The organism is Meiothermus sp. (genome assembly GCF_026004075.1).
Classification (GTDB): Bacteria; Deinococcota; Deinococci; order Deinococcales; family Thermaceae; genus Meiothermus.
In genome coordinates this window covers 36,389-61,473 of record NZ_BPIK01000002.1, presented here as the reverse complement: position 1 = coordinate 61,473, position 25,085 = coordinate 36,389, and the positions used below count along the sequence as shown (strand labels likewise).

General features: G+C 61.9%; 23 protein-coding genes and 1 tRNA gene. 17 read left to right on the top strand and 7 right to left on the bottom strand.

Annotated elements, in window-relative coordinates:
• The first annotated feature begins 37 nt into the window (after positions 1 to 37).
• From Q0X18_RS12580 to Q0X18_RS12555, 6 genes are all read left to right on the top strand, one after another.
• Entirely contained in the window at positions 38 to 1,231 is a 1,194-nt protein-coding gene (locus Q0X18_RS12580; RefSeq protein WP_297563143.1) for a M20 family metallopeptidase, read from the top strand.
• A 200-nt stretch (positions 1,232 to 1,431) separates the two neighbouring features.
• Positions 1,432 to 2,931, top strand: a complete 1,500-nt coding sequence (locus tag Q0X18_RS12575) for an ABC transporter substrate-binding protein (RefSeq protein ID WP_297563142.1) — start codon at positions 1,432 to 1,434, stop codon at positions 2,929 to 2,931.
• Between the two features lie 76 nt (positions 2,932 to 3,007).
• On the top strand, positions 3,008 to 3,955 hold the full coding sequence (locus Q0X18_RS12570; RefSeq protein ID WP_297563140.1) for an ABC transporter permease: 948 nt from the start codon (positions 3,008 to 3,010) through the stop codon (positions 3,953 to 3,955).
• Entirely contained in the window at positions 3,948 to 4,805 is an 858-nt protein-coding gene (locus Q0X18_RS12565; RefSeq protein WP_297563138.1) for an ABC transporter permease, read from the top strand. The genes Q0X18_RS12570 and Q0X18_RS12565 overlap by 8 nt, the downstream gene beginning before the upstream one ends.
• A gap of 10 nt (positions 4,806 to 4,815) precedes the next feature.
• On the top strand, positions 4,816 to 5,607 hold the full coding sequence (locus tag Q0X18_RS12560) for an SDR family NAD(P)-dependent oxidoreductase (RefSeq protein WP_297563137.1): 792 nt from the start codon (positions 4,816 to 4,818) through the stop codon (positions 5,605 to 5,607).
• A gap of 61 nt (positions 5,608 to 5,668) precedes the next feature.
• Positions 5,669 to 6,877: an extracellular solute-binding protein gene (locus tag Q0X18_RS12555; RefSeq protein WP_297563136.1), complete on the top strand. Its 1,209-nt coding sequence runs from the start codon at positions 5,669 to 5,671 to the stop codon at positions 6,875 to 6,877.
• Positions 6,878 to 6,980: 103 nt separating this feature from the next.
• On the opposite strand, the gene Q0X18_RS12550 is transcribed toward Q0X18_RS12555, so the two are convergent.
• The 4 genes from Q0X18_RS12550 to wecB form a co-directional block, all read right to left on the bottom strand.
• Positions 6,981 to 9,470: a cation-transporting P-type ATPase gene (locus tag Q0X18_RS12550; protein ID WP_297563134.1), complete on the bottom strand. Its 2,490-nt coding sequence runs from the start codon at positions 9,468 to 9,470 to the stop codon at positions 6,981 to 6,983.
• Positions 9,471 to 9,606: 136 nt separating this feature from the next.
• A complete protein-coding gene (locus Q0X18_RS12545; protein ID WP_297563993.1) occupies positions 9,607 to 10,434 on the bottom strand; it encodes an alpha/beta hydrolase in 828 nt (275 codons plus the stop codon).
• Positions 10,435 to 10,460: 26 nt separating this feature from the next.
• Positions 10,461 to 11,003 (bottom strand): peptidylprolyl isomerase, encoded by a 543-nt coding sequence (locus Q0X18_RS12540; RefSeq protein ID WP_297563132.1) that lies wholly within the window; start codon positions 11,001 to 11,003, stop codon positions 10,461 to 10,463.
• Positions 11,004 to 11,020: 17 nt separating this feature from the next.
• The gene (gene wecB, locus Q0X18_RS12535; RefSeq protein WP_297563130.1) at positions 11,021 to 12,157 is read right to left on the bottom strand and encodes a non-hydrolyzing UDP-N-acetylglucosamine 2-epimerase; all 1,137 of its coding nucleotides are present in this window, start codon (positions 12,155 to 12,157) and stop codon (positions 11,021 to 11,023) included.
• 142 nt (positions 12,158 to 12,299) lie between these two features.
• On the opposite strand from wecB, the gene Q0X18_RS12530 reads away from it, so the two are divergent.
• The 6 genes from Q0X18_RS12530 to Q0X18_RS12505 all read left to right on the top strand — a co-directional run bounded on the left by Q0X18_RS12530 (position 12,300) and on the right by Q0X18_RS12505 (position 17,473).
• Complete coding sequence (locus Q0X18_RS12530; protein ID WP_297563991.1) at positions 12,300 to 12,974, top strand: DUF3108 domain-containing protein; 675 nt, start codon at positions 12,300 to 12,302, stop codon at positions 12,972 to 12,974.
• Between the two features lie 154 nt (positions 12,975 to 13,128).
• Positions 13,129 to 13,470 carry an Asp23/Gls24 family envelope stress response protein gene (locus tag Q0X18_RS12525; RefSeq protein ID WP_297563128.1) on the top strand — a complete coding sequence of 114 codons (342 nt, stop codon included), beginning with the start codon at positions 13,129 to 13,131 and terminating at the stop codon, positions 13,468 to 13,470.
• Between the two features lie 29 nt (positions 13,471 to 13,499).
• Positions 13,500 to 15,098: a DAK2 domain-containing protein gene (locus Q0X18_RS12520; protein ID WP_297563127.1), complete on the top strand. Its 1,599-nt coding sequence runs from the start codon at positions 13,500 to 13,502 to the stop codon at positions 15,096 to 15,098.
• Between the two features lie 370 nt (positions 15,099 to 15,468).
• The gene (locus Q0X18_RS12515; RefSeq protein WP_297563126.1) at positions 15,469 to 15,906 is read left to right on the top strand and encodes a 3D domain-containing protein; all 438 of its coding nucleotides are present in this window, start codon (positions 15,469 to 15,471) and stop codon (positions 15,904 to 15,906) included.
• A 134-nt stretch (positions 15,907 to 16,040) separates the two neighbouring features.
• Positions 16,041 to 17,168, top strand: coding sequence for an FtsX-like permease family protein (locus Q0X18_RS12510; protein ID WP_297563125.1), 1,128 nt, complete (start codon positions 16,041 to 16,043; stop codon positions 17,166 to 17,168).
• A 17-nt stretch (positions 17,169 to 17,185) separates the two neighbouring features.
• Positions 17,186 to 17,473, top strand: coding sequence for a hypothetical protein (locus tag Q0X18_RS12505; RefSeq protein WP_297563123.1), 288 nt, complete (start codon positions 17,186 to 17,188; stop codon positions 17,471 to 17,473).
• 45 nt (positions 17,474 to 17,518) lie between these two features.
• On the opposite strand, the gene Q0X18_RS12500 is transcribed toward Q0X18_RS12505, so the two are convergent.
• The 3 genes from Q0X18_RS12500 to argB form a co-directional block, all read right to left on the bottom strand.
• Complete coding sequence (locus Q0X18_RS12500) at positions 17,519 to 18,085, bottom strand: NYN domain-containing protein (protein WP_297563122.1); 567 nt, start codon at positions 18,083 to 18,085, stop codon at positions 17,519 to 17,521.
• A 540-nt stretch (positions 18,086 to 18,625) separates the two neighbouring features.
• The gene (locus Q0X18_RS12495) at positions 18,626 to 19,654 is read right to left on the bottom strand and encodes a zinc-binding dehydrogenase (protein WP_297563121.1); all 1,029 of its coding nucleotides are present in this window, start codon (positions 19,652 to 19,654) and stop codon (positions 18,626 to 18,628) included.
• Between the two features lie 80 nt (positions 19,655 to 19,734).
• Positions 19,735 to 20,487, bottom strand: a complete 753-nt coding sequence (argB, locus tag Q0X18_RS12490; RefSeq protein WP_297563119.1) for an acetylglutamate kinase — start codon at positions 20,485 to 20,487, stop codon at positions 19,735 to 19,737.
• Positions 20,488 to 20,586: 99 nt separating this feature from the next.
• On the opposite strand from argB, the gene Q0X18_RS12485 reads away from it, so the two are divergent.
• The 5 genes from Q0X18_RS12485 (at position 20,587) to Q0X18_RS12465 (ending at position 25,067) form a co-directional block, all read left to right on the top strand.
• Positions 20,587 to 20,661 (top strand) — tRNA-Val (locus Q0X18_RS12485).
• A 363-nt stretch (positions 20,662 to 21,024) separates the two neighbouring features.
• Positions 21,025 to 22,071, top strand: a complete 1,047-nt coding sequence (locus Q0X18_RS12480; protein ID WP_297562855.1) for a rod shape-determining protein — start codon at positions 21,025 to 21,027, stop codon at positions 22,069 to 22,071.
• 105 nt (positions 22,072 to 22,176) lie between these two features.
• Positions 22,177 to 23,178, top strand: a complete 1,002-nt coding sequence (locus Q0X18_RS12475; protein ID WP_297562852.1) for a UDP-3-O-(3-hydroxymyristoyl)glucosamine N-acyltransferase — start codon at positions 22,177 to 22,179, stop codon at positions 23,176 to 23,178.
• A gap of 48 nt (positions 23,179 to 23,226) precedes the next feature.
• Positions 23,227 to 23,991, top strand: a complete 765-nt coding sequence (gene lpxC / locus Q0X18_RS12470; protein ID WP_297562848.1) for a UDP-3-O-acyl-N-acetylglucosamine deacetylase — start codon at positions 23,227 to 23,229, stop codon at positions 23,989 to 23,991.
• Positions 23,992 to 24,104: 113 nt separating this feature from the next.
• Entirely contained in the window at positions 24,105 to 25,067 is a 963-nt protein-coding gene (locus Q0X18_RS12465) for a Gfo/Idh/MocA family protein (RefSeq protein ID WP_297562846.1), read from the top strand.
• The last annotated feature ends 18 nt before the right edge of the window (positions 25,068 to 25,085 follow it).

Sequence of the window (25,085 nt, the reverse complement as noted above, 5' to 3'; positions counted from 1 at the left end):
TTAAGAGCCACGTCCTTTCCACCCTGTAGGATGAATAATGGACAGAAACAGCCTTGCCCTCCAAGCTGCCCAGGCTGTAGACGCCGACGAACTGGTGCGCCTGACCCAGGCCCTGATCCGCATAGCTAGCTATTACCCAGGGCCGGGGGAGCAGCCGGTGGTGGATTTTCTGGAGCCCTACCTGCGCGAGCGCGGTTTCAAGACCACCGTGCAGGCGGTGGCGCCGGGCCGCCCCAACCTGATTGCCGACCTGGGGCAGGGCAAAGGGGGGCTCATTCTGGAAGGCCATACCGATGTGGTCACGCACGGCAGTCTGGATCAATGGACACTCCCCCCCTACGAGGCCCGAATTGTGGACGGCAGAATTTACGGGCGCGGGGCCTGCGACATGAAAGGCGGGCTGGCTGCGGCCATTTGCGCGGCGGTGGCGGTGCAAAAGGTGCTGGGCCTGCCCCAGAAAACCCTGCGGCTGTGCATTCCCTGCGATGAAGAGGGCCTGATGATCGGCATCAAGGCTTTTGTTCGTGCGGGTTATGCCGAGGGCTTCGCCGGGGCTATCATCTGCGAGCCGGAGGAAAACCAGGTGTGCCTGTGGCAAAAGGGGGCCATGCGGGTCTGGGTGCACTTTCAGGGGAAGATGGCCCACGGGGCCATGCCCTATGCCGGGGCCAACCCCATCCCGTCGGCATCCAGATTCGTAACGGAGCTCGGCAGGCTTCAAGCGGCCTTGCAGGCAGAAAGCCAGCACGAGTACCTGGGCCTGCCCTGGATTACCCCGACGGTCTTCCAGGCGGGGGCCGGGGAGGGGCAGTTCAACGTGATGCCCGATCGGGTGCGGGTGGGGCTGGATATCCGTACCAACCCCGGACAGGATCACCGGGCCCTCGAGGCCCGGCTCCGGCAGGCCCTGGAAGAGAGTCTGGAGGCGGGGATAAGCGCGAGCCTCGAGGTCTTCGAAGACCGCCCCGCCACCGAGACCCCGCGCGATGCCGTGCTGGTGCAGGCGGTGGAACGGGGCTTGCAGCTTTTGCAGATGCCCATCCGGTATGGGGGTGTGCCGGGGGCCACCGACGGCACTTTCTTGTGGGCCTTGGCTGGGCTGCCCATCGTGACCCTTGGGCCGGGCGGTAAAACTATGCCCCATCAGGCCGATGAGTACATAGAGATTGAAGAATTGCTGGCTGCAGCCCGGCTGTATGCCGCTGTGGGGGTGTTGATGCTGGCCGAGTAAGGCAGGCTTTTTCCCCAGAGCGAATTGTGGTATTGTCTCCTTGCGAGCGAGGCCGAAAAAAGCGTATCGTGCAGGCTTTTTTCGGATAGGAAGGGTGGAGAAAGCCCGACCTAGCATGGTGAAACTCGAGATACCGGGTTCACCCGCGCGACGCGGCCATAAATCGCGACATTCCCACAACAAATCAAGGAGGAATCGTGATGAAACGTTGGTTGCTTATTGGTGTCTTGGCCCTACTCGGACTGGCCTGGGCCCAGCAGCGCGGTGGCAGCATCACCATCGCTATCCAGACCGAGCCCGCGGCCTGGGATCCGACCCAGGTGGCCGGGGCGGACATCTCCCGGGTGGTTTACGACAACGTGCTGCAGGGTCTGGTTAAGCGCAACCCCAAGGGCGAGATCGTGCCCTCGCTGGCTACGCGCTGGGTGGTTTCCAACTCGGGCCTGACCTACACCTTTACCCTGCGCCAGGGCGTAAAGTTCCACGACGGCTCCGACTTTACCGCTCAGGACGTGCTGGCCAAGTTCAACCGGGCCCGCAACCCCGACACCCGGGCCTCGGGCCACCTGCGCCCCGACCTGTACCGCGACATCGCCAACATCACCAGCCCCAACCCCAACACGGTGGTGTTTAGCCTGCGCCAGCCCAACAACGACTTCCTGTTCATTCTTTCGCGCCCCGAGTCGCTCATTGGCCCCCGGCAGCGCCCCCTGGCCGAGCAACGGGTGCAGCCCATTGGCACCGGCCCCTTCCGCTTTGCGGCCTGGGAGCGGGGGGTGGCGGTGCGGCTCGAGCGCAACCCCAACTACTACCTGCAGGGTCTGCCCTACCTGGATCGGGTCAACTTCCGCTTCCTGGGCGATGGGGATGCCCAACTGGCCGGCCTGCGGGCCGGCGACCTGGACGTGATCGCCTACAGCCTGCTGCCCGAAAACGCGGTGGTGCTCTCACGCGACAGCAACTTCAAGGTGTTCTCGGGCTCCGGGACAGCCGAAGCGGTGGCCGGTTTCAACAACAGCCGCCCGCCCTTCAACGACGTGCGGGTGCGCCGGGCCATCACGCTGGCGACCAACAAGGACGAGCTAATCCAGGGCGCCATGCTGGGCTATGGAACCAAGATCGGCTCCATGCGCTCGCCGGGTGAGGCCTGCTACGTGGACTTGAGCAACTTCAACGCCTACAACCCCGACGAGGCCCGCCGCCTCCTGGCCGAGGCTGGTTTCACCAACCAGAACCCCCTGCGCTTTACCTTTAACCTGGCCGCCGAGTTCCCCTACGAGCGCCGTATCGGCGAGGCCATGGTGGCCCAGCTCAACAAGCTGGGGCCGCTGCAAGTGACCATCCAGGTCACCGACTTCAACACCTGGATCCAGCGGGTCTTCTCGCAGGCCGACTACGCCATGACCATCATCGGGCACGTGGAGGCCAACGATATCGGAAACTACGCCAACCCCCGCTACTACTGGCGCTACAACAGCCCGCGCTTCCAGCAGCTCTTCACCCAGTACCTGCGGGCCCCCAACCAGACCAAAGCCTGCGAGGCCCTGGCAGCGGCCCAGCGCCTTCTGGCCGAGGATGCAGCTGGGGTATGGGTCATGAGCCTGCCGGCCTTGGGGGCCTACCGGGCCCGTGTGCAGAACTGGCCGGATGGCTTCTTGTCTCCAGGAATCAGCGTGGCCGAGGTGTGGGTACGGCCATAACCGACCAATGATGGATTTTGAGGGTCGGGTGTCTGGGGCCTCTCAGCCTTAGGCGCCCGGCCCTGGTTCTTGACGTATGTTTGCCTACACGCTTCGCCGCCTTGGCTTGGCCCTCGTCACCCTGTGGTTGGCGACACTGTTGGTGTTTGGAGCGCTGTTGCTGATTCCCGGCAACCCGGCCCAGGCCATTCTGGGGATTGAGGCCACGCCCGCCGACCTCGAGGCCCTCGAGGCCCGGCTAGGCCTGGATAAACCGCCGCTCGAGCGCTACATAAGCTGGTTGGGCGGGGTGCTGCGGGGCGACCTGGGCCAGTCCATCCGCTACGAGCGGCCCATCTCGGAGCTGATTGTGGCCCGGCTGGGCATCACCCTCCCCATCGTGGTGGCTTCGTTGCTGCTGGCTACCATCCTAGCCGTGCCCCTGGGCATCCTGGCGGCCCGCAAGGCCGGAAGCCCCATCGACCTGGGGGTCTCGGTGGCCTCGTTGCTGGGCATCGTGCTGCCCTCGTTCTGGGTGGGGCTGATGTTCATCTATATCTTTATCGTCTGGCTCAAGCTGCCCCTGCCCACCAGCTTTCCCATCGGGGGCTGGGAGAACCCGGAGCGCGCGCTGGCCGCTTTGGTGCTGCCGGTACTCACCGTGGCGCTGGCCAGCGCCTCGTTTCTGGTGCGGCTGGTGCGGGGGAGTGTGCTCGAGGTGCTCTCGCAGGATTTTATCCGCACCGCCCGCGCCAAGGGGCTGGCCGAACGGGTGGTGCTGTACAAGCACGCCCTGCGCAACGCGGCCCTGCCGGTGGTGACGGTGCTGGGGCTGGAATTTGCCAGCCTGCTCATCGCCACGGTGGTGGTGGAGACAGTCTTCGGGATTCCGGGCCTGGGCTCGCTCTCGCTCACCGCCATCAGCGCCCGCGACTACCCCCTGGTGCAGGGGGTGGTGCTGGTGATTGCGGCCTTTATCGTGCTTATGAACCTGCTGGTGGACTTGCTGTATGGTTTGCTCGATCCGAGGGTGAGTTATGCCTAGCCAGATTGTCCAAGCAAAGCCGTCCAAAAGACCCTCGAGGTGGGCCCGGCTACCCCTTGCCCTCAGGGCGGGAGCCTTCCTGATTGTGCTCATTCTGCTGATGGTGCTGGCCAGTGCGCTTAACCCCACCAACCCCAACGCCACCACCCCCAACCGCCTGGCCCCGATTTTTGCCGAAGGACATCCTCTAGGAACCGACATCCTAGGGCGCGATACCCTGGCTCGGGTGCTGGCGGGGGCCCAAAACGCGCTCTACGTAGGGCTAATCGCAGTAGGTATCGGGCTTTCGGTGGGGCTTCTGCTGGGGGTGCTGGGGGGGTACTTTGGCGGCTGGCTCGACCAGATTCTGTCGGTGCTGCTCGAGACCCTCTATGCCCTTCCGGCCCTGCTCATCGCTCTCTTGCTGGCGGCCATCTTCAACCCCGGCGTGACCACCTCGATGGTGGCGATTGGCCTGGCGGCGGTTCCGGCCTTTGCTCGGGTGGCCCGGGCCGGGGTGCTCTCGGTCAAGGCCCTGCCCTACATCGAGGCGGCCAGGGCTTTGGGCATGGGCAATGGGCGCATTATGCTGAAGCATGTCCTGCCCAACATCATCGGGCCGCTGGTGGTGCAGGCCAGCCTGGCCTTTGCCGTGGCAATTCTGGCCGAGGCCGCGCTCTCGTACCTGGGCCTGGGCACCCAGCCCCCCAACCCCAGCTGGGGCCGGATGCTGCGCGAGGCGCAGAGCTACCAGGAGCTGACGCCCTACCCGGTCATTTTCCCCGGTCTGGCTATTGGCCTGGCGGTGCTGGGCTTCAACCTGCTGGGCGACGGGTTGCGGGACTACCTCGACCCCAGAAAAAGAAGCTGAGGAGGTAAGCATGAACTATGCGGAGATGTTCCGATTGGATGGCAAGGTGGCGCTGGTAGTGGGGGGCGGCTCGGGGATTGGACAGGCCTCCTGCGAGGCCCTGGCGGCCCAGGGGGCCACCGTGGTGGTGGCGGATGCGAAGGCCGAGCTGGCCGCCGAGACCGCCGGCCGAATTGAGGCCAATGGGGGCCGGGCCGAGGCCAACCAGGTGGACATCACCGACCTCGAGGGGGTCAAGGGCCTGATGGGGGGCATTCTGGAACGCCACGGACGGCTCGATGTGGCCGTGACCACGCCCAGCATCAACGTGCGCAAGCCTGCTTTGAACTATACCAGCGAGGAGTTCGACCGGGTGGTGAACGTCAACCTCAAAGGCACTTTTAATCTCCTCACGGAAGCGGGCCGGGTCATGGCCGCGCAGGGTGGGGGCTCGCTCATTGCATTTTCCTCCATCCGCTCGCTGGTGGTGGAGCCGGGGCAGTCGGTCTATGCCATGACCAAGGCTGGCACTGTCCAGCTTATCCGGGGCCTGGCCGTGGAGCTTGGCCCCAAAGGGGTGCGGGCCAACGCAATTGGCCCTGGGGTGATTGACACCCCCCTCACCGCCCCCATCAAGGGCAAGCCCGACTGGTACCAGGCCTACGCCGAGCGCAACATCCTGCGGCGCTGGGGCCGTCCTGAGGAGGTGGCGGCGGCGGTGGTTTTTCTGGCCTCGCCAGCGGCTTCCTACATCACCGGCACCATTCTGTTTGTGGATGGGGGCTGGACGGCCATTGATGGGCGGTTTGATCCACCGCTGTAGTTGGTGCAAAAGTTACGCTGAACTTCAGCGATTGTTCAGGAAGATACCCTAAACTTGGCCCGTGAATGCTGTGTTCCGAGCTTTTCTCTTGATGATGGTGTTGGGGGGCGCTGCACATGCCCAACGACCCGTAGATATTGCCTTCTGGCACACCCTCGAGCCCCCCGCGCGGGAGGCGCTGGAAAAAATTGTGGCCGACTTCAACAGCCGCCAGCGCGACTACCGCGTGCTGCCGCAGTATGTGGGCGACCTACGCGAAGGGGGGATCAAACTCACCGCGGCCATCCGGGCCGGCAACGCGCCCCCGCTGTACTACGGCGAGGTTTCGTTCGTGAGCCGGGCGGTACAGGAAAACCTGGCCTTGCCGCTGGACGAGTACCTCGGGGCCCTGCCGGGTGACTTCTATCCGGGTCTGCTCGAGGCCGGGCGCTGGCGGGGCCGAACCTATGCCCTGCCGGTGGAGCTGCACCTGCCGGTGCTCTTCTTCAACGCCGACCAACTGGCCAGCCGCCGCCTTACCCCCCCCCAAAGCTGGGAGGCCCTGGCCGCGGCGGCCCAGACGCTCACCACCCGCTCGGCCAAGGGTTTTATCGTAGTGAGCGACGTTTACAGCTTTAATGCGGTGGTGATGAGCCGGGGCGGGCAACTAGTGCGCGAGGGCCGGCCCAACTTTACCGATGCCAAGGTGGTGCAGAGCCTCGAGTACCTGCAGAACCTGGTGCGCTCGGGGTACGCGGTGAGCCGCAACATCGCCGAGGCCCCCTTTGCCATGGTGGATTTTGTCCGCACCAAGGTGTTTATGGGGGTGGCCCCCATCACCGTCTGGCCCACCCTGGAAAAGCGCACCCCCATTCCTTTCCGGCTGGGGGTGGCCCCGCTGCCCCGCACCCCCGAGGGCAGGCTGCCGCTGGCCGGGGGCAACCTGATGGTGCTGCGCGGGGCCAGCGAGGCCCAGGCCCGCGGGGCGGTGGCGCTGTGGCGCTACTGGATGGAGCCGGCTGTGCAGGCAGCCTGGGTTCAGGCCACCTACTGCCTGCCCCTGCGCCGTTCGGCCCAGCCTTTGCTGGAGGATTTCTACCGCGAAGACCCCCGCCGCCGGGTGGTGCTGGGGGGCCTCGAGCAGGCCGCGGTCTGGACGCAAGACCCCGAGGTAACCCTGTGGTACGGCTTTCTGGAAGAGGCCCTCGAGCGCGTTTTGAAGGGCAACGCCAACCCCCGTCAGGCCCTGGAAGAAGCCCAGCGCAAAGCCCTGACGGTCGAACGTCGTTAGCAACCCCAGCTTGCTCAACTTACAGCTCGAGAGCTACAGCGCTGCCTGTCGAAGGCAACCCTTTTGAGGCGCTGGCTGCGTGCGTGAACGCACAAAGCTCGAGTTAGCTCGAGGCAACCCCGTGATGGGTGGGGTGGTTGTTGCGCCAGAAAACCCGGTTGGTCAGCTCGGCCAGCCCCCAGGCCAGCAGGGCCGTGCCCAGCAGTACCCCCCACAAAAGCAGGGGCAGCGGCACCAGGTTCAGCGCCAGCATGCTGGCGGGCAGCATACCCACCCCAAACTGCACGGCCATCCCCAGCAGCACCGCGCCATGAAGCCAGCGGTTGGGCAGGGGGAAGAGGTGGGTGTGGCGGGCGGGGTAGGCGAAAAAGAGCTGCCCGATGGCCATGAAGTGGAAGGCCACGCTGCGGGTGGCCTCGAGGCTATACCCTAAACGCGGCAGGATGCCCAGAAGCGCCAACGCGCACAGCGCTTTGATGCCGCCGCTTACCAGCACAAAGCGCAGGGACTTTTGATCCAGCAAAGGGGCTTTGGGAGGCCGCGGCGGATACTGCATGACGCCGGGGTTTTTGTCGAGGGTCAGGGCCAGGGCCGGAAGGCCGTCGGTGATCAGGTTGATCCACAGAATTTGCGCGGCGGTAAGGGGGAGCAATAGGGCTCCCGTAGCATCGCGCAGGTTTAGAAGTGCGGCGGCCAGGGCTCCAATGGACACCACCAGCACCTCGGAAAGGTTGGTGGAGAAGAGGAAGCGGATAAATTTCTGGATGTTCTCGTAGATGCTGCGGCCCTCTTCTACAGCCGCCACGATGGTGGCGAAGTTGTCATCCAAGAGCACCAGGTCGGCCACCTCGCGGCTCACGTCCGAGCCGCGCTGCCCCATGGCCACGCCCACATCGGCGCGCTTGAGGGCCGGGGCGTCGTTCACGCCGTCGCCGGTCATGGCCACCACCTCGCCGCTGGACTGGAGCAGCTCCACCAACCGCAGTTTGTGCTCGGGGGAGACCCGGGCAAATACATTCACCTCGCGGATGGCCTTGAGCAACGCCTGCGGGCTGAACTTTTCCAGGTCGTTGCCGGTGATGACCCGCTCGCCCGGAATGCCAATCTGATGGGCGATGGCCAGCGCGGTGGCTGGATGGTCGCCAGTAACCATCAAGACCCGGATGCCGGCTTCCTGAGCCTTGCGGATGGCCTCGGGCACCTCGGGCCGGGGCGGGTCCCAGAACAGCACCAGGCCCAAAAACTGCAAGCCCTCCTCGGTTTCGCCGCTGCCCCAGGCCGCCCCCAGCACCCGGTAGCCCTCGGCGGCGTAGGCCAGGGCTTTCTCGAGCCAGGTTTGCCGCTCCTCGGCAGCGAGGTTGGAGCGGCCCAGGAGCACTTCGGGGGCGCCCTTGAGGTAGCTTGCCAGGCCTTCCTCGGTCTGCACCGTGACCCGCTGGAACTTGTGGCTGCTCTCGAAGGCCCGCTCGGAGTGGCGGGGGCGGCTTTGCCGCAGGGCCTCCACATCCAACCCTTGTTGCCTGACATAGTCCAGCAAGGCCAGATCCATCGGGTCGCCGATGCCGTGGTCGGCGTCGTTGGCCAGGGCCAGGGCTACTTGGGCCAGGGCCGGGTCGGGGCTGTCCAGGGCCCGCACTTCCATGCGGTTTTCGGTCAGGGTGCCGGTTTTGTCGGTGGCGATGACCGTAACCGAGCCCAGGGCCTCCACCGCCGAGAGTTTGCGCACCACCGCCTTGCGCCCGGCCATGCGCTCCACCCCCAGCGAAAGGGTGAGGGTGAGCACGGCCGGAAGCCCCTCGGGCACGGCGGCCACTGCCAGGGCCACCGCAAACAGAAAGACCTGTGGGAGCCGCCCCACCCCCTCGGTGAACAGACCCAGGAGCACCAGCAACCCGGCCAGAACCAGCACCCACCGGGCCACCTGGTTGCCGAAGTGGTGCAGGTCGTGCTCGAGCGGGGTGGGTTCGGCCTTGATCTCGCCCAGCAGGACGGCCAGCCGGCCCAGGGCGCTCTGCGGGCCGGTGCGCCGTACCTCGGCAAAGGCCTTGCCCCGCACCAGCAGGGTTCCACTAAACAACTCCTGGCCTGCTTCTTTCTCCACCGGGAGGCTCTCGCCGGTCAGAACCGACTCGTCTACCAGCGGGCTGCCCTCCTTTACCTCCACGTCGGCGGGTACCCGGTCGCCGGCCTCGAGGCGCACCAGATCGCCGGGCACCAGCTCGCGGCTGGGGCGCTGCACCCAGACCCCATCGCGCTCGACCCAGACCAGGGGGCTGGACAGCCGCTTGAGCTTGTTCAGGGCCGCTTCCGACTTGCGCTCCTGCCAGGTGCCCAGCCCGGCATTGAGCAGCAGAATCAGGCCAATTACCAGGGACTCCAAGGGCCAGCCATGCCGACCCTCGAGCCACCACACCGCAAAATCCACCACCAGGGCAAACAGCAAGATGTAGATGAGCGGGCTTTTGAACTGATGCAAAAACCGGCGCCACAGCGGCTCGGGAGGCTTTTCGGGCAGGGCGTTGGGGCCGATGCGGGCCAGACGCGCTCGAGCCTCGGACTCGCTCAAACCGGAAAACGATGATTGAACGCGCATAGTAGCCCTCCAGAATCACCGTGGAGGGCCTCCGTTACCGAAGCATTACCAACCCACGATGCTTGCCAAACAGTGAGGGTGCGAGCGTAAGTCCTGAAGGATATCGTCAGTTCTAAGGCTATTTTTGAAAATTGCCCTACAGGTGCCGTTCAAGCCAGTCGGTGATGTCGTGCAATACCTGTGCTTTTTGCAGGTCGTTGTGGGGCTCGTGGTAGCCTCCAGGGTAAATACGAAGCTCCTTGTCGGTGGAGGATACCTCCCGGAATAGCCAGTGTGCACCCTCCACGCGGTTGATAGTATCGGCCTCGCCGTGCAGGATGAGCAGAGGATCAATGATTTTTTTAGCCTGGGCCTTGACCACTGCAATGGCATTTAGCACCTCGTTGCCCCAGCGAACACTGGCCCGATTGTGCACCAAAGGGTCTTTGCGATAGGCTTCGACCACGGCTGGGTCGCGTGAAAGAGCGCGGGCGTTCAGCCCCAGCCTGAGCGAAAGGGTAGGCTGGTACCTGGAGAGCAGGCGGGCGGTGGCTACTAGGAGGGGGTTGGCCACTTTGCCAGGCGCGAGCAGCACACCGCTCAAGATAGCACCTTGCAGCCCGGGCGGCTGCTTTACCAGAAAGTCCAGCACCACCAGACTACCCAGACTGTGGCCGTAGACGAACTGCGGTATCGGGCCTTCGCTGGATTCCACAAAGTTGCGGAGGAGGGTCAGGTCGTACCAGTACTCGCTCCACGCTTGGATGTGTCCACGCTGTTCGGGTGAGCGGCCATGTCCCCGTAGATCGGGGATGTACACACAGTAGCCGTGCGCGGCCAGATGCTCTGCTACGTGTGCATAGCGCCCACCATGCTCGCCAAACCCATGGACTACCATCACAACCGCTTTGGGCTTAGCGGGCCTCCACCGTTGGTAATACAAGCCTAAGGTGAACCCTGGGTAGAATCCTTCGTCTATAAGCATAACCTTGTCAACCAAATGCGACTGCATTATACGTAATCGATTGCAAGAATGTGAACTGGCTCTAGCAACCACTGCCCCTCTACGGGTGGGGTATTGCCCCCCGAAGGCCGCTGGTGGATACTCCGGACAACCTCCATACCCTTTACTACCAGGCCAAAAGCGGCAAAACCCTGTCCATCGGGGTTACGTCGTCCACCATGGTCGAGCTCGGGCTGGTCACCGATACAGATGAAAAACTCGGACTGGGCCGAGTCTGGTTCGAGGCGGGCCATCGAGACCGTACCGTTCCGATGCCGGAGGCCGGTCTGGGTGGTGGTCTCCAGCAAGATGGGCGGCAGCTTGGCTGGGTGCTCGCCCATGCCCAGCCCACCTTGAATTACCTCGATCTTGATGGGGCTCTGGGCCTGGTTATCCAGACGCACGGTGCGGTAAAAGGTTGCGCCCTGGTAGCGATCTTCATCCACATACCGCAGGAAGTTGGCTACCGTGCGGGGGGCTTGCTGGGGAAACAGCTCGAGGATTATCTGGCCCAGCTCGGTCTGAATTCGTACCTTTGGGTTAATGTCCATAAAAGCCTGCTTATTGCTCATCGGGCTACTGCGTAGCCTTCCCAGTCGGCTGGGCGCTCCGCCAGACCCAGTCGCCAGGCTACGCCCTGGGCACAGCGTTCACCCGCCTTGCCATCGCCATAGGGATTGGGACGGTGGCGCATAGCCTGCAGGGTGGTCTCGTCTGAAAGCAGCTTGTCGATGGTGACGAACACTTGCTCTGGATTGGTTCCGGCCAGCTTCAAGGCCCCTACCTCGAGCCCCTCGGGTCGCTCGGTTACGTTGCGTAGCACCACCACTGGGACGCCCAGGGTAGCCCCGCTCTCCTGAACCCCGCCGGAGTCGGTGACCAGCAGGGTTGAGCGCTTCATCAGGCCAGCCATGGCCCCGAACTCCAGGGGCTCGAGCAGCGTAAAGTTGGGTACCTGCTCCAGCGCCGGCACCACGGCTTCCCGTACCGCCGGGTTAAGGTGTACCGGATACACAAAATGACACTCGGGGTGGGCTCGGGCTACTCGAGCCAGGGCCGCAGCCAGCTCATGCATGAAGGGGAGATTTTCCCGGCGGTGCATGGTTACGGTCACGATGCGCTTGCCCTCGGGTAGGGGAGGGGGGGTACCGCGCTCGCTGGCATAGAGCACTGCGTCTACCTCGGTCTGGCCCGTTACGACGATGTTCTGGGCCGGCTTGCCCTCGCGCAGCAGGTTTTCTTTAGAGGTATGGGTAGGGGGCAGATCCAGGTCGGTGAGCACATCGGTCAGGCGGCGGTTGGCTTCTTCGGGAAAGGGCTCGAGCATGTTGAAACTTCTCAGTCCGGCCTCGACGTGTGCTACCGGAATCTGCTCAAAAAAAGCGGCCAGGGTTACGGCAAAGGTGGTCAGGGTATCGCCGTGCACCACTACATAATCGGCGCGAAGCTCTCTGAGCTTGGCTGCCGCAGCCGGTACGATACGCCCCATGAGGTCGGGGAGGGTTTGGCGGTCGGTCATCACCTGGAGATCGGCATCGGGCTCGATACCAAACACCCGCAGAGCGTCCTCGAGCTGTGTGCGGTGTTGCCCGGTGGACAGCACCACGGTCTCGATGCCTACCCGCTTGCGCATAGCAAAGATGACCGGGGCCATCTTGATGGCCTCAGGGCGGGTTCCAAAGGCCAGTACTACACGCTTGTCCATAGGGTCTCCGGGCAATTGAGGGATAAATGCGAGGTCTTCATCCTGTCGAACTATTGTACAGCTCGAGGGCGTTGCAGCTGTGCCGAAGCCCTTCGATCGAAGGGGTGCTTGGTAGATGCAGTACGCTGAAGAGGTGAAGCATATGCTCTGGGCGGGATGGGGGCTTGTTGGCGCTTTGCTGGGCGCTGGTGTGCTGGCTCAGGCCCAGGGTGTGCCTTGGCCGCCCGGTGAGCGGCTGGGCTACAACCTGACCTGGCAAGGTATTGGTGTAGGCAAGGTTTACCTTAGCGCCGACCCGGTGGAGGGTGGATGGCGCTTTCGGCTTAGGCTGGAGCCCACCGGGCTAGCCAAAACCCTGGGATACGGGCTCGAGTCCGAAAGCCAGGTGGGCTTCGACTTTATTACCGACCGCTTCTGGCAAAACCTGACCGAACCGTTCAAGGGCACTACCCGGCTGGAGTATGAACGACAGGAAAACAGCGGTTCGTGGGCCCGGGTGATACACCCCGACGGCAGGCAGACGAGCTGGAGTAGTGCAAACGACCAGATACTGGATCAGCTCGCGCTCATTTACTACCTGCGCTGGCGTCCCGATACCCGCCAGATTTACGCTGTAGACTATCCCAAACCGGCCCAGGGGCGCCTCGAGGTCTTGCCAACCAACAATGGCTTGGTGGGCTACCGGTTTGCTCGGGATGACGTTCTGATAGAAGTCTGGTACCGCCAGGACGCCCGGCGCACCCCTGTTCGCTTCGTTTTCGGACGCGACTTTGGCCGATTGGAAGCTACCATTATCGAAACCGGCAATGGGCGATAATTTTGCCCAGACGGTTTCTGGGTTGCATGGCTGTAACTTGGAAACTGGGTTTGGGTAAGTTATAGTTGCCCCATAGGAAACCAAGTTGACCCCCTCAAGCTCCAAAGCTATCGGAAGGGTTGACTGCAAGACTGAGCAAATCTGGAGGCAGGTTTTGAAAGGAAACATCACTGTAACAGAAAGTGCGTTGGCTGCTATTTTAGGCCTGGCTGCACATGAAGTGCCAGGTGTGCTGGGCATGAGCCCTGCAGGAATCCGTGAGTCCATTAGCCGTGTTTTGGGCCGTAGCGAGGCCAGTGAAGGCGTGGTGGTTAAGCCCGACCCGGCGGCCAGCGGGAAGTATCAGGCCGACCTGTACGTAATAGTTGCCTTTGGGGCCCGTATACCTACTGTGGTAGATAGCATCGGAGAGCGGGTACGCTGGGCGGCCAAGAGCCTGGCCGGGGCCGAGCTTTCTACTGTGCGCGTCCATGTGGTAGGGGTGAGCCGTGGCTAGGCCAGCCAGAGGGCCGCTGGAGGTGCGCCATGACCAATAAACTTCCCCCTGCCAAACTGGCCGAGGCCTTTCGCTACGCGACCGATTGGTTTGCGGTTTATGTAGAAGAAGTTAATGCGCTCAACGTCTACCCGGTGCCCGACGGCGATACCGGTACCAACATGCACCTCACGCTTCAGTCGGTGCGGCGGGAACTTGACCTGGCCGATACCTCCAAAATGGGTGAGGTGGCTCGAGCTATCAGCTACGGCTCGCTGCTGGGTGCTCGGGGCAACTCGGGGGTGATCACCTCCCAGATTCTTAAGGGTTTCGCCGAGCGTATCAAAGAGGCGGCTTCAGTGTCGCCAGAGCTACTGGCCCAGGCTCTTGAGGAAGGCTCGCGTATGGGCTATAAGGCGGTGATGAAGCCGGTAGAGGGCACCATCCTTACGGTGTCACGTGGGGTGGCCGAAGGCGCGCGCGAGGCGGTAGAGAAGGGTGCCGCCAGCCTCGAGGAGGTGTTGCAGGGTGCACTGCAAAGGGGCCGCGAAGCCTCCCTTCGCACTCCCGAACTGCTACCGGTGCTCAAGCAAGCCGGGGTGGTGGATGCTGGTGGGGTGGGTTTGCTGCACCTTATTGAGGGCCTCGAGGGCTACCTCGAGGGCTTGCCTTTACCCGAACCACCCAAAATTGAGCGTTACGCCCAGACCGCTTTCGAGGAAGAAGAGTTTGGTTACTGCACTGAATTCCTGATGGAAGGGGTGGCCGAACCCATCGAGCAAATCCGCGAGGCGGTTTCATCCTTTGGTGACTCGCTGCTGGTGGTAGGGGCCGAGGGTTATGTCAAGGGCCATATCCACACCAACGATCCCGACGGCCTGCTGGCGACCGTGGCCCGCTATGGTCGGATGATTCGTACCAAGGTCGAGGACATGTCCCAGCAGCACACCGAGATACTCTCCATGGCTGGAGCTGCCGACGAAGCGCCGCCGCCTACCGGTCTGGTGGTGGTGGCCAATGGGTGGGGCCTGGTCAAGGCTTTCCGGGGATTTGGGGCCCGGGTGGTGGCCGGGGGCCAGACCGCTAATCCCAGCGTGCAGGACATCCTAGACGCTATTCGCAGCCTGCCCAACCCTGAGGTCATTGTGCTGCCCAACAACAGCAACGTGATTATGGCGGCCCAGCAGGCTGCTAGCCTAGCTGAGGGGAAAACTGTACACGTCATACCTACCCGCACCATGGGGCAGGGGCTGGCGGCCAGCGTGTTCTATCAACCGGACTTGCCCTCGAGTGAACTCCTGCCCGAAATGGAGGAGGCTTCTATGCGCGCAGCTACCCTAGAGGTTACACGGGCCAGCCGTAGCGTGGAGATTGGTGGGGTCAGTGTGACCGAGGGACAGCCTATCGGATTGCGCGACGATAAGCTGGCTTTGGCCGCCGATACACCCGAGGAGGCCTTGTTTAATCTGGTGAGCCTGGCTGCTCGCGAGAATGAGCGCGAGATTCTGACCATTTTTCATGGTGCTACGGTTACCAAAGAAGCCCTGGAAGCCTTGACGAACCGAATCACCCAGGCGTTTCCCGAGCTGAGTATAGAAATTCATCCGGGCGGGCCGGATCTCTACGACTACCTTGCAGTACTGGAGTAGTCCAGTTCTCAAGACAAGGATGCTGCCCGATTTGAACATCGGGCAGCTTTTTGTATCCTGGCGTTACGTGCCATGCCCCATTATGTAATGGAGCCTGATTAATTGATATTTCAATAAGCTCGTAGGACACGATACCAATTCCGAATTTTGTGAGAAGAACCCCGCCAGGTAGGCATCATGGCAAGGATGAGAAAAGTAAAGAGGTGCTTTAGGTTGTACTCATAAAATATGCATGCAAATAAGTCCCTTATTGACCCGGCAAAAAGTAAACAGGCCCGCCTGAATATGCGCCATACGATCCAGCTAGATGAGAGACGTAACCGCTTGTTCTAAGAGAACCTGAGAACTACCCCCCTAGCCTCAGAGGCGTATGGGATGGTTATTGCACCTCCGAATTACGCCTTTAATCCTGCTCTTGGTAGCGTTTGGATTGAGTTGGGCCCAAGCCCCCAGGGTGATGACCCTCAAAGCCACAGCCTACACCTCTTCGGTTCGAGAAACCGACAGCACACCCTTTATCACTGCTACCGGTGCTCGTACCCGCATCGGCATCATTGCGGTCAGTCGTGACATGCTGCGCGAGCTGCCCTATGGCTCCAAAGTGATACTCGAGGATCTGGGCACGCCAGGCGGTAGGGGCAAGGGCCGCTTCAACTACCTGTTCAAAGGCCGGGTTTTTGTGGTGGAGGATACCATGCACCCCCGCAAACGCGAGCAGCTCGACGTCTGGCTACCCGACCGCAGCACGGCCATTCGTTTCGGTGTACGCAACGTTCGGGTAACTGTGATCCAGCGGGGCCGAGGGTAAGATGGTCGGGTGTAGGAGGCTGCTTGCCTCAGCGGCTTGAGGCTGGGTTTGCCCCTGTGTACAGCATTTAGGCATACGCAGCGACAAATCGCTTATAGAAAAGCCGCGGGGTGCCTGCCCCTACCCCAACTCCTATGCGCTTTGTCTGGTTTCTTGCATCGCGTCACCTGCGCTACCGCCGCACCCAGAGCCTCATCAGCCTGCTGGGGGTGGCAGTGGGCATTATGGTGCTTACCACGGCCCTCTCACTGACCAACGGCTTCATTAAGGGGCTGGTGGAGGCCACCCTTAAGGCCGTACCCCACATTTACCTGCAAAGCCTGAACCTCGAGGAGAACCCACCGCCTCCCCCGCATCCCCAGGTGGTGGGCCAGGCTCCGGTGCTCCTGACCAAGGCCCTGCTGACCCGAAGGGCTGAGGTAGGCCGTAGCGCCGGGGCCGACTTCGCCACCCTGATTGGGCTAGGAGACGGTGGCGCTGCGGTTTACCCCGAGCTTGACCTATCCAAGCTAAAGCCCGGTACCATCGTGCTCGGTAGTGCCCTAGCCCGGAGCCTAGGGGCTTACCCCGGTGACAAACTTTTCCTGGTTTCCATCAATCAAAAACGTATCGAGCTTCGGGTAGTGGGTTCTTTCCAGACCGGTAACTACCTGCTCGATGCAGGCTTCGCCTTCACCACCCTGCAGGATGTCCGCAACCTCATGGAGGCCCCCACGGCTCTCTCGGGGTATCAGATTCGCCTGCGCGACCCCGAGCAGGCCCCCCAGGTGGGGCAAGCCCTGGCTGGCTGGCACTACTTCCCCCAGACCTGGCAGTCAAGCAACCGTACCCTAATCGAGCAGCTGGCCCTGCAGAAACGAGTGATTGGCATTGTGGTTTTTCTGATTGTGGTGGTGGCAGCTTTGGGTATGGCCAGCGTGCTGGTGCTTACGGTCATCGAAAAAACTCCGGATATCGCTCTGCTCCGGGTGATGGGGGCCAGAGCCAGCCAGGTGGCGGGTGTGTTCGCGCTCGAGGGCCTGGTGCTGGGTACGCTGGGCATTGGACTGGGCAACCTGCTGGGCTTTGGTCTCTCCAGTTACTTTGCCTGGCGGCCTGTACAGATTCCCGGCGAGCTTTACTTTCTCACCCGTTTGCCTGTAGAAATTAAGCCCTCAGACTTTGCCTGGGTCTCAGCCATGAGCTTGCTGGTGGTGCTCCTGGCCTCGCTGTTGCCGCTTTGGCGGGCTTTGCGGATTAAACCCGGGGAGGTGTTGCGCTAGGGGCGTAAACTAAGGGCATGTTTGGTTTTTTCCGCAAACCGGATAAGCATGTTCAGCGGGAGGGTGAGTCGGCCTTCCGTGTGCGGGTGCGTACGGCGCGTAACGGTGATGTCGTAGAATTGCGGCTTACCAAGGGCAACGAGATTTCTGCTGCGGACGAAGGGGGGTACTACGTGCGCAAGATTATCGTATCACCGCAGCACCTGGATCGGGCTGTGCTGGAAATCTGGTTTGACCGCACCTACCGCCCCACGCGCAAGGTAGTGGAGGGTGGTGAGCTGATTCCCATCAGGGAATGGACGTAAAAAACCCCTACCCGTCGGGTAGGGGCGAACCCACTGAAGGAAGGGTTACTGCAGTTCGTCCTCGAGGTTGTCCATCAAACGTCTGAGGCTGCTTTGTTCCTCGCTGGCAAAACCCTCCTCCACGCTGGGATACGTCCGTCGCCCGCCGCCAGTGCGCTCGAGCTGGGCCTGCAGTTCCCGCAGGTCCAGGTAGCGGTCGCTTTGGTTGCGCAGCTCGAGGTCGGTGAGTTCGGGTACACCCAGCAGGTGAATCTCTTTACCCTGGGCCCGCAGGGCCGAAAGGGTATGGGCCAGGTCGCCTGAGCCACTGGCCACCACAGCCCGTTCCCAGCGGGGCGCGGTTACGAGCAGGTCGGTGGCAATCATAGCTTCGAAGCGGGGATCACCGTGGGTTTCGCGGCTGCGCACAGTGTAGCCCATGAACACCAACGCATCGAGGAATTTTTGCTGACGCTCATCGTTGCTGTCGGTGACGGGGGCATAATAGAAGGCGTTGTATAGATCCTCGGGCTTGGAAAAAACCCCAATCGCTTTGCGGTGGTCAATGTTCCAGCCCAAACGCTTGGCCGCGTCGTACATGTAGGAACCGTCAATAAACAAAGCCGTCTTCATTGTCTTTTATCTCGCTTCCTGGTTTGCGGAGGGGCCATCCGCTACGCTAGATGTGTATGGTACACCTAGACAGCCCAATCTACTATCTCGGTTCGCTCGAGCAACCGTTGCTAATCCAGACAGGGCCACCCCTAGCTCTGCTCTTTACATCATGCGACATTGCCCGTCAATTTCCAAGCGCCGTAACGGGTTTGGCGGGACTCGAGGTGCAGGAGGCCGTTGACTGGCGGGCAAAAGAGGAACTTTTCAAGAACCTACTCCTGCACGGTATCGAGGCTTACTTGCTCGACCCTTCCCCAAACCAACCCCTGCGAGCACAGGCCCATGCTGTACGTGCCGCGTTGGTGTATGTGCAAAGCCACAAGACCCAGACAGCCTGTTTATAAGCGGGCGGGAACGGGTTTTTATGACAGCCGGATCTGTGCTGCTTTACCAAGCTGCAGGCGGCGTTATTCAGACCGGGTATAAGAAGCTAAACCAAATTTGACTGCCTTATTGTACTTTATCGTGCTTCACGGAGCCGCTCCAGGTCAACCGGTTTCACACCTCCAAAACCACCTTGCCAAACACACGACGTTCTTCTAGTAGCTGGTGGCCCTCGGCCGCCTGGCTAAGGGGTAGGGTGGCGCCGATCACAGGCCGTAAGCGCCCCTCTGCTACAAACTGCAGAATAGGGAATAGACGGCTTTTTGAAGCCATGGTGGAGCCAAAAATGGAGAGCTGCCGGTAAAAGATGTGCGAAAGTGGGGTTGTGGCCTCATACCCCGAAGAAGCCCCGGCCAGGCTGATCCGCCCACCCCAGGCAGTGGCCTTGATCACTCCCTCCCAGTACTGCGCCCCCGTGTGATCGACCACTGCATCGGCCCCCTTGCCCCCGGTGAGCCGACGGACTTCTTTGTACCAGTCGGGCAGGCTGTAGTTCACCCCTTCATCGGCGCCCAGGGCCCTGGCTTGAGCCAGTTTTCCGTCGCTGCTGGCGGTGGCGATAACCCGTGCCCCGTGTAGTTTGGCAATCTGAATTGCAGCTACCGAGACCCCCGAGCCCGCTGCCATGACCAGCACGTCCTCGCCAGGCCGAACCTGTAATTTGTCCACTACCATCTGCCAGGCGGTTAGGAAGGTGAGGGGCAGCGAGGCGGCCTCGAGCCAGCTCAATCCAGCCGGTTTGGGCAGGATATTGGCCAAGGGAACCGTGACCAATTCGGCGTACCCACCCCACCGGTGTTCGCCCAGAATCTGATATTCCGGGCAGAGGTTATCCTGTCCGGCCAGGCAGCGCTGGCACCGGCCACATGAGACGCCGGGGTTCACTACCACGGCATCTCCAGGTTTTATGCCCTCAACGCCAGCACCTACCGACTCTACTTCCCCAGCGATGTCGCATCCGAGAATGTGGGGCAGGGGTAGCTTGGGGCTGGCCACGCCCTTACGCACCCAAACATCGAGATGGTTGAGCGCCACAGCTTTTACAGCAACCCGCACCTGTCCTGCTTCCAGCGTGGGAGGGGGCATTTCGCCATAGCGTAAGACCTCTGGCCCGCCCCTGGACTCCATCCATACCGCTCGCATGGGGCGATTGTGTCACCTGATGTGGTAGCCAGTCAAACCTCCTGAACCCCTGCTGAGAGCTGGGAGTGGAAACGTTTGAATTACTGTTCCAAAATGCGCGTGCCTGCTCTGCCCTCCAGAACCCCACGCAGGATGTCCCGTCCGCCCCTGGCGATGGTGGCCCAGGGGGCGCCTTTCTGCACGGCGTTGAGAGCGGCCTCTACTTTTGGAATCATGCCGCCGGAAATAATTCCTTCTTGAAGCAAAGCCTGCACCTGTGACTGGTTAAGCTGGACAAGGCGGCTTGTGGGGTCTTTGGGGTCGCGTAACACACCCACTACATCGGTTAGGAAGATGGCCGGTAGGCCAAGCGCTCCAGCAATGGCCCCGGCGGCAATGTCGGCGTTTATGTTAAGCGAGTCCTGTGCATCGAGGCCAATGGGGGCTATCAGGGGGGTTAGGCCAGCCTGCAACAGCCCCTGCAGAACACGGGTATTAACTCGAGTGACCTCGCCCACCCGGCCCAGCATGGGATCTAACAAACGGGCCTCGAGTAACCCTGCATCCCTTCCAGTTAGGGCTACGCTGGGCCGTCCACGCTTAGAAAGCCCATCAGCAAGGTGCTTACCTAGAGTGGTCAGCACCATCTCCACCACCTCCATTTGTTCGGGTGGGGTGATGCGTAACCCCTGGTGAAAGTGGGTTTCGAAGCCCAATCGGTTGAGCCACTCAGCAATTCGAGGGCCGCCTCCGTGAACCAGTACCAAAGGGCCAGGGTAGGCGCTTATCTCCTCGAGCAAATCATCAGCCTCTTTGAGGCTGCCCCCGATTTTTACAAGTAAGGCCTGCTCCATAGCCATAATCATACCCAGGGGATACCCAGGCCTTGGCTTGACACGCCTCCCAGCCGGTGTTACCCTTTTCAGTGCGCTTGCGTGAGCAAGCAGAAAATTGGGCGATTAGCTCAGCGGGAGAGCACACGCTTCACACGCGTGGGGTCGTAGGTTCAAATCCTACATCGCCCACCAAGTCCAGGACGCAAAAAACCGGAGTCGTCAGGGCTCCGGTTTTGCTTTATACTCCCAGGCTCATCTGAGAAGCCAACCCAGAAGGGTTCACCTTGCTGGATGCTGAACCTCGAAGCGCAGCGCCCGCTGGCTCGAGGCGGGGGTTCCACTGTCATAAACAGCATAATAAGCATTTCGGTAGTATCGTTCACTTTGACAAGCCTAAACGATCCTACCGAAATGCTTTTCTACTCCCTTTGGTCGGCTTGAATCCTTCACCTCTGACTACGGCCAACGGTGAAGGATTCAAGCTGAAACGGTATAAAACCCTTTTGACAAAACCACACTTTGTGCTTCACATGCAAACCTGTACAATAAATCGCTATGGCTGGGTTATTTTCGTTTCGCGGGGAAGACGTAGGCATTGACTTGGGTACCGCCTCGGTGCTCATTTACATGCGTGGCAAGGGTATTGTGTTGCGGGAGCCCTCGGTTATTGCCATGGTCAGCGACACCAAAGAAGTCAAGGCCGTAGGGGCCGAAGCCTACCGGATGCTGGGGCGTACACCGGGCAATATCGTGGCGGCCCGCCCTCTGAAGGATGGCGTGATCGCCGACTACACCCTGACCGAACGGATGCTTACCCTCTTCATCAAGAAAGTTTTGCCCCCTTTGCGCTTTTTTAGGCCCCAGGTGATGGTAGGGGTGCCCTCCGGGGTGACCGAGGTCGAACGCCGGGCGGTGGTGCAGGCCATCGTAGAAGCCGGTGCCAAGCGGGCCTATCTGATTGATGAACCCCTGGCCGCAGCCATTGGGGCCGGCATCAAAATTGCCGAGCCTACCGGCAGCATGGTGGTGGATATTGGGGGCGGTTCCAGCGATATCGCGGTTATCTCGTTGGGCGGTATCGTGCGCTCGACCAGCCTGCGCATTGCCGGCAACGAATTCGACGATTCCATCATTCGATTCATCCGCAACAAGTACAACCTGCTGATAGGGGAACGCACCGCCGAGGAGCTCAAAATCAAGATCGGGGCGGCCAAGCTGGCACCGGGTGAGCAGGGCATGGTAGCCGAGGTGCGAGGTCGCGACCTAATTTCGGGCCTGCCCAAGAGCATCGAGGTAACCGCCGACGATGTGATCGAAGCCCTCAAGGAGCCCCTGGAGAAGATTGTCCAAGGGGTGAAAAGCGTGCTCGAGACCACCCCGCCCGAACTGGTGGCCGACATCATTGACCGGGGCATTTTGCTGACCGGCGGGGGGGCACTGCTGCGTAACCTGGATCTGCTGCTACAAGAAGCCACCGGCGTACCGGTGGTGGTGGCCGAGAATGCTGTGGAGGCGGTGGCTTTGGGTACTGGCAAGGCCCTCGATATGCTGCACGTGCTGCGGGATGCCCTGGTCACCTCCGATAACGTACTGCGGCGGTAATCGAGGTCTCCCAGACGAGCTAGGTTGGCTCATACCCGGTTTCGTTTTTTTCAAAGCCGATACGGCCTTGGGTGGGGTTGACTGGGAGCTTAATTTTGGCTTCGTATGCTGCTCTCTGAAATTGCCCAACGTCTGGGGGGTCGCCTCGAGGGCCCCGATACCGAGATTACCGACTTGGCCCCGCCCGACCGGGCCAGGCCGGGCGAGCTGGTGGTGGTGCGGGAGGCCCGGTTTTTGCCGGCGGCTCTGGAGACGGGAGCGGCTTTGATCCTGGATGAAACAACCCAGTGCCCATCGGGTGTCAGCCGGATTCGCGTTGCCTCGGTGCAAAAAGCCTGGCCGCTGGTGCTGGCCCTTTTCAACCGACCCGAAACCTGGGCGGAGGTGGGCGTGCACCCCACCGCTACCCTCGAGGCGGGGGCGGAAGTAGACCCCACCGCTGCAATAGGGGCGTATGCGCTGGTGTGCCGGGGGGCCAGAGTGGGGGCTGGTGCGGTGGTTGGGCCCTACTGCTACGTGGGCGAGAACGTGGAGGTTGGCCCCCGGACGGTGCTCGAGCCCCGTGTAACACTCTACCCGCGCACCCGTGTGGGGGCGGGCTGCCACATCGGTACGGGCACGGTGCTGGGCGCTATTGGATTTGGCTTTCAAGACAACCGGCGCCTGCCCCATACCGGCCGGGTGGTGCTGGAGGATGGGGTGGAGCTGGGGGCCAACTGCGTGGTGCAGCGCAGCGTGGTGGGGGAGACCCGTATCGGCGCTTTCAGCAAAATTGGCGACCTCACCGACATCGGCCACAACGTTCAGATAGGAAAAAACGTGGTCATGGTGGGTAGCAGCGCCATTGGCGGCAGCGCCATGGTGGAGGATGGGGTGTTGATGGGGGGCTGGGTGGTGATTGCCGACCATGTGCGGGTGGGCAAAGGGGCCCGCCTGACGGGGGGTAGTGGGGTTTCCAAAGAGGTTCCCCCCGGCGAAACCTGGGCCAGCGGAATTCCTGCCCAGCCCATCCGCAAGCACTGGCGGCGTCTGGCCGTACTCGACTGGCTGGTGGGCGTTGAGCGTAGCTTGCGCCAACTTCTAAAAGGAATTCCACCGGAGAAGTGAGCCTCATACCGGTTCCGCCGGAATGCTTATCAAACGCGTCAGATACCTATGATGGTTCGAGGAACAGGCCTCCACAGCGGCGAACAGGGTACGGTGCGGTTTCACCCGGCCGAAGGGCCGGTGCGTTTTTGGGTTGGGGGGCTCGAGCTGCGCCCGCTGGCCTCGAGCGTGGTAGATACCGCTCGCTGCACGGTGTTGGGGGGGCATAACCTGCGGCTGATGACTGTAGAACACCTGCTGGCCGCGCTCTTTATCCGGGGCATCTGGGAAGGTCTGGTCATCGAGGTGACCGGCCCGGAGATTCCCATACTGGACGGTAGTGCCCAGGAATGGCTGGCGGCCTTGGAGGGGGTTCCGGCGCTGGGCCCGGAGGCGGTGCCGTTGAGCGGTGCTGTCCGCGTCGAGGAAGGGCGCAGCAGCGTGCTGGCCCAGCCGGGGGAGCGGTTTGCCCTCACCACCACCATCCTTTTCCCGCACCCCAGGATTGGCTACCAGCAGGTGCAGTGCCCCCCCACGCCTCTGGAGGCGCTGGCCCCGGCCCGTACTTTTGGCTTTCTGCACGAGGTAGAAGCCCTGCGGGCCCAGGGCCTCATCCAGGGGGCTTCTTTGGAGAATGCCCTGGTTTTTAGCGAGTACGGCCTGGTCAATACGCCCCGCATGCTGCACGAGCCCGTGTACCACAAGGCCCTGGATTTTCTGGGCGACCTGTACCTGGCCGGCAGGCCCTACCAAGGGCAGTTCGTCGCCCACCGGGCCTCGCACCGTTTGCACGTGGAGCTGGCCAGGCTGCTCGAGGCAACACCCAGGCTGTGACGTTTCTGAGCTTTCTCTAAAGCCCAGCCTGATGAAAAAGTGGTTGCAAATGGGTGTTAAGTGTATCATCCTGCTTGGGACGCAGGGTTTGTGCATCACGTTACGAGGATTCTATGGAGCTAAATGTAGGCGTTGTGGGTGTTGGTGTGATGGGGACGTACCACGCTCAGGTATACGCAGGATTGCCGGGGGTTCGGTTGGTGGGGGTGGCCGACCCCGACCCGTTTCGTCAGGCCGCCATCGAGCAGGACCTGGAGGTACCGGCATTTGCCAGCCCGGAAGACCTGCTGGGTAAGGTGCAGGCGGTTTCGATTGCTTCCCCTACCTCTTTTCACTACGAGCAGGCCCGCATGTTTTTGGAGGCCGGGGTACATGTGCTTTTGGAAAAGCCCATGACCCGCACCATGCAAGAGGCGCGGGAGCTGGTGCGGCTGGCCGAAAAACGCGGCGTGGTCTTGCAGGTAGGGCACATCGTACGTTTTTACCGGGCCGTGAACGACCTGATGAACATGGTCAAAACCCCCTGGGTGCTCGAGGCCCGTCGCATAGGCAATAACCGTCGGATACGCGACATTGGGGTGGTACTCGACCTGATGATTCACGACCTGGACCTGGTTCTCCTGCTGCTGCGGGAGAAGCCTTTGCGCTACAGCGTGGTGGGCCGGCAGGTGGAGGGGCTGGATGAGTACGCCCAGGCCGTGGTGGACTTCCCCTCGGGGGCCCGGGCGCTGTTTACCGCGAGTCGAATCTCGCCCCAGGCCGAGCGCTCGCTCACCATCACCCAGCCCGGCGAGGTGCTGCGGCTGGATTTCAACAGCGAGTACACCGAGCTCTCGCTGCACCGCTCGCCGCCTGTGCAACCCGACCCCGACCGCGTCGAGCCCAACGGGCGCACCCAGGTTCAGACCGAGCGCATCGCCATTCACAACGACAACCCCCTGCGGCGCCAGCTTAAGCATTTTGTGGATCGGATTCAGAAAGGGGAACCCTCGCTGGTGACCCTCGAGGACGATCTGCAGGCCCTCGAGCTGGCCCTGGAGCTTTCCAACGCCCTCCAGCCGGTGATGAGCCGCTGAAACCCCTTGGCGGCCCCG

Coding starts and splice junctions, on each gene's coding strand:
- Q0X18_RS12580 (WP_297563143.1), top strand. CDS start 38: ATGGACAGAAACAGCCTTGCCCTCCAAGCTGCCCAGGCTGTAGACGCC.
- Q0X18_RS12575 (WP_297563142.1), top strand. CDS start 1,432: ATGAAACGTTGGTTGCTTATTGGTGTCTTGGCCCTACTCGGACTGGCC.
- Q0X18_RS12570 (WP_297563140.1), top strand. CDS start 3,008: ATGTTTGCCTACACGCTTCGCCGCCTTGGCTTGGCCCTCGTCACCCTG.
- Q0X18_RS12565 (WP_297563138.1), top strand. CDS start 3,948: ATGCCTAGCCAGATTGTCCAAGCAAAGCCGTCCAAAAGACCCTCGAGG.
- Q0X18_RS12560 (WP_297563137.1), top strand. CDS start 4,816: ATGAACTATGCGGAGATGTTCCGATTGGATGGCAAGGTGGCGCTGGTA.
- Q0X18_RS12550 (WP_297563134.1), bottom strand. CDS start 9,470: ATGCGCGTTCAATCATCGTTTTCCGGTTTGAGCGAGTCCGAGGCTCGA.
- Q0X18_RS12545 (WP_297563993.1), bottom strand. CDS start 10,434: ATGCTTATAGACGAAGGATTCTACCCAGGGTTCACCTTAGGCTTGTAT.
- Q0X18_RS12540 (WP_297563132.1), bottom strand. CDS start 11,003: ATGGACATTAACCCAAAGGTACGAATTCAGACCGAGCTGGGCCAGATA.
- wecB (WP_297563130.1), bottom strand. CDS start 12,157: ATGGACAAGCGTGTAGTACTGGCCTTTGGAACCCGCCCTGAGGCCATC.
- Q0X18_RS12530 (WP_297563991.1), top strand. CDS start 12,300: ATGCTCTGGGCGGGATGGGGGCTTGTTGGCGCTTTGCTGGGCGCTGGT.
- Q0X18_RS12520 (WP_297563127.1), top strand. CDS start 13,500: ATGACCAATAAACTTCCCCCTGCCAAACTGGCCGAGGCCTTTCGCTAC.
- Q0X18_RS12515 (WP_297563126.1), top strand. CDS start 15,469: ATGGGATGGTTATTGCACCTCCGAATTACGCCTTTAATCCTGCTCTTG.
- Q0X18_RS12510 (WP_297563125.1), top strand. CDS start 16,041: ATGCGCTTTGTCTGGTTTCTTGCATCGCGTCACCTGCGCTACCGCCGC.
- Q0X18_RS12505 (WP_297563123.1), top strand. CDS start 17,186: ATGTTTGGTTTTTTCCGCAAACCGGATAAGCATGTTCAGCGGGAGGGT.
- Q0X18_RS12500 (WP_297563122.1), bottom strand. CDS start 18,085: ATGAAGACGGCTTTGTTTATTGACGGTTCCTACATGTACGACGCGGCC.
- Q0X18_RS12495 (WP_297563121.1), bottom strand. CDS start 19,654: ATGCGAGCGGTATGGATGGAGTCCAGGGGCGGGCCAGAGGTCTTACGC.
- argB (WP_297563119.1), bottom strand. CDS start 20,487: ATGGAGCAGGCCTTACTTGTAAAAATCGGGGGCAGCCTCAAAGAGGCT.
- Q0X18_RS12480 (WP_297562855.1), top strand. CDS start 21,025: ATGGCTGGGTTATTTTCGTTTCGCGGGGAAGACGTAGGCATTGACTTG.
- Q0X18_RS12475 (WP_297562852.1), top strand. CDS start 22,177: ATGCTGCTCTCTGAAATTGCCCAACGTCTGGGGGGTCGCCTCGAGGGC.
- lpxC (WP_297562848.1), top strand. CDS start 23,227: ATGATGGTTCGAGGAACAGGCCTCCACAGCGGCGAACAGGGTACGGTG.
- Q0X18_RS12465 (WP_297562846.1), top strand. CDS start 24,105: ATGGAGCTAAATGTAGGCGTTGTGGGTGTTGGTGTGATGGGGACGTAC.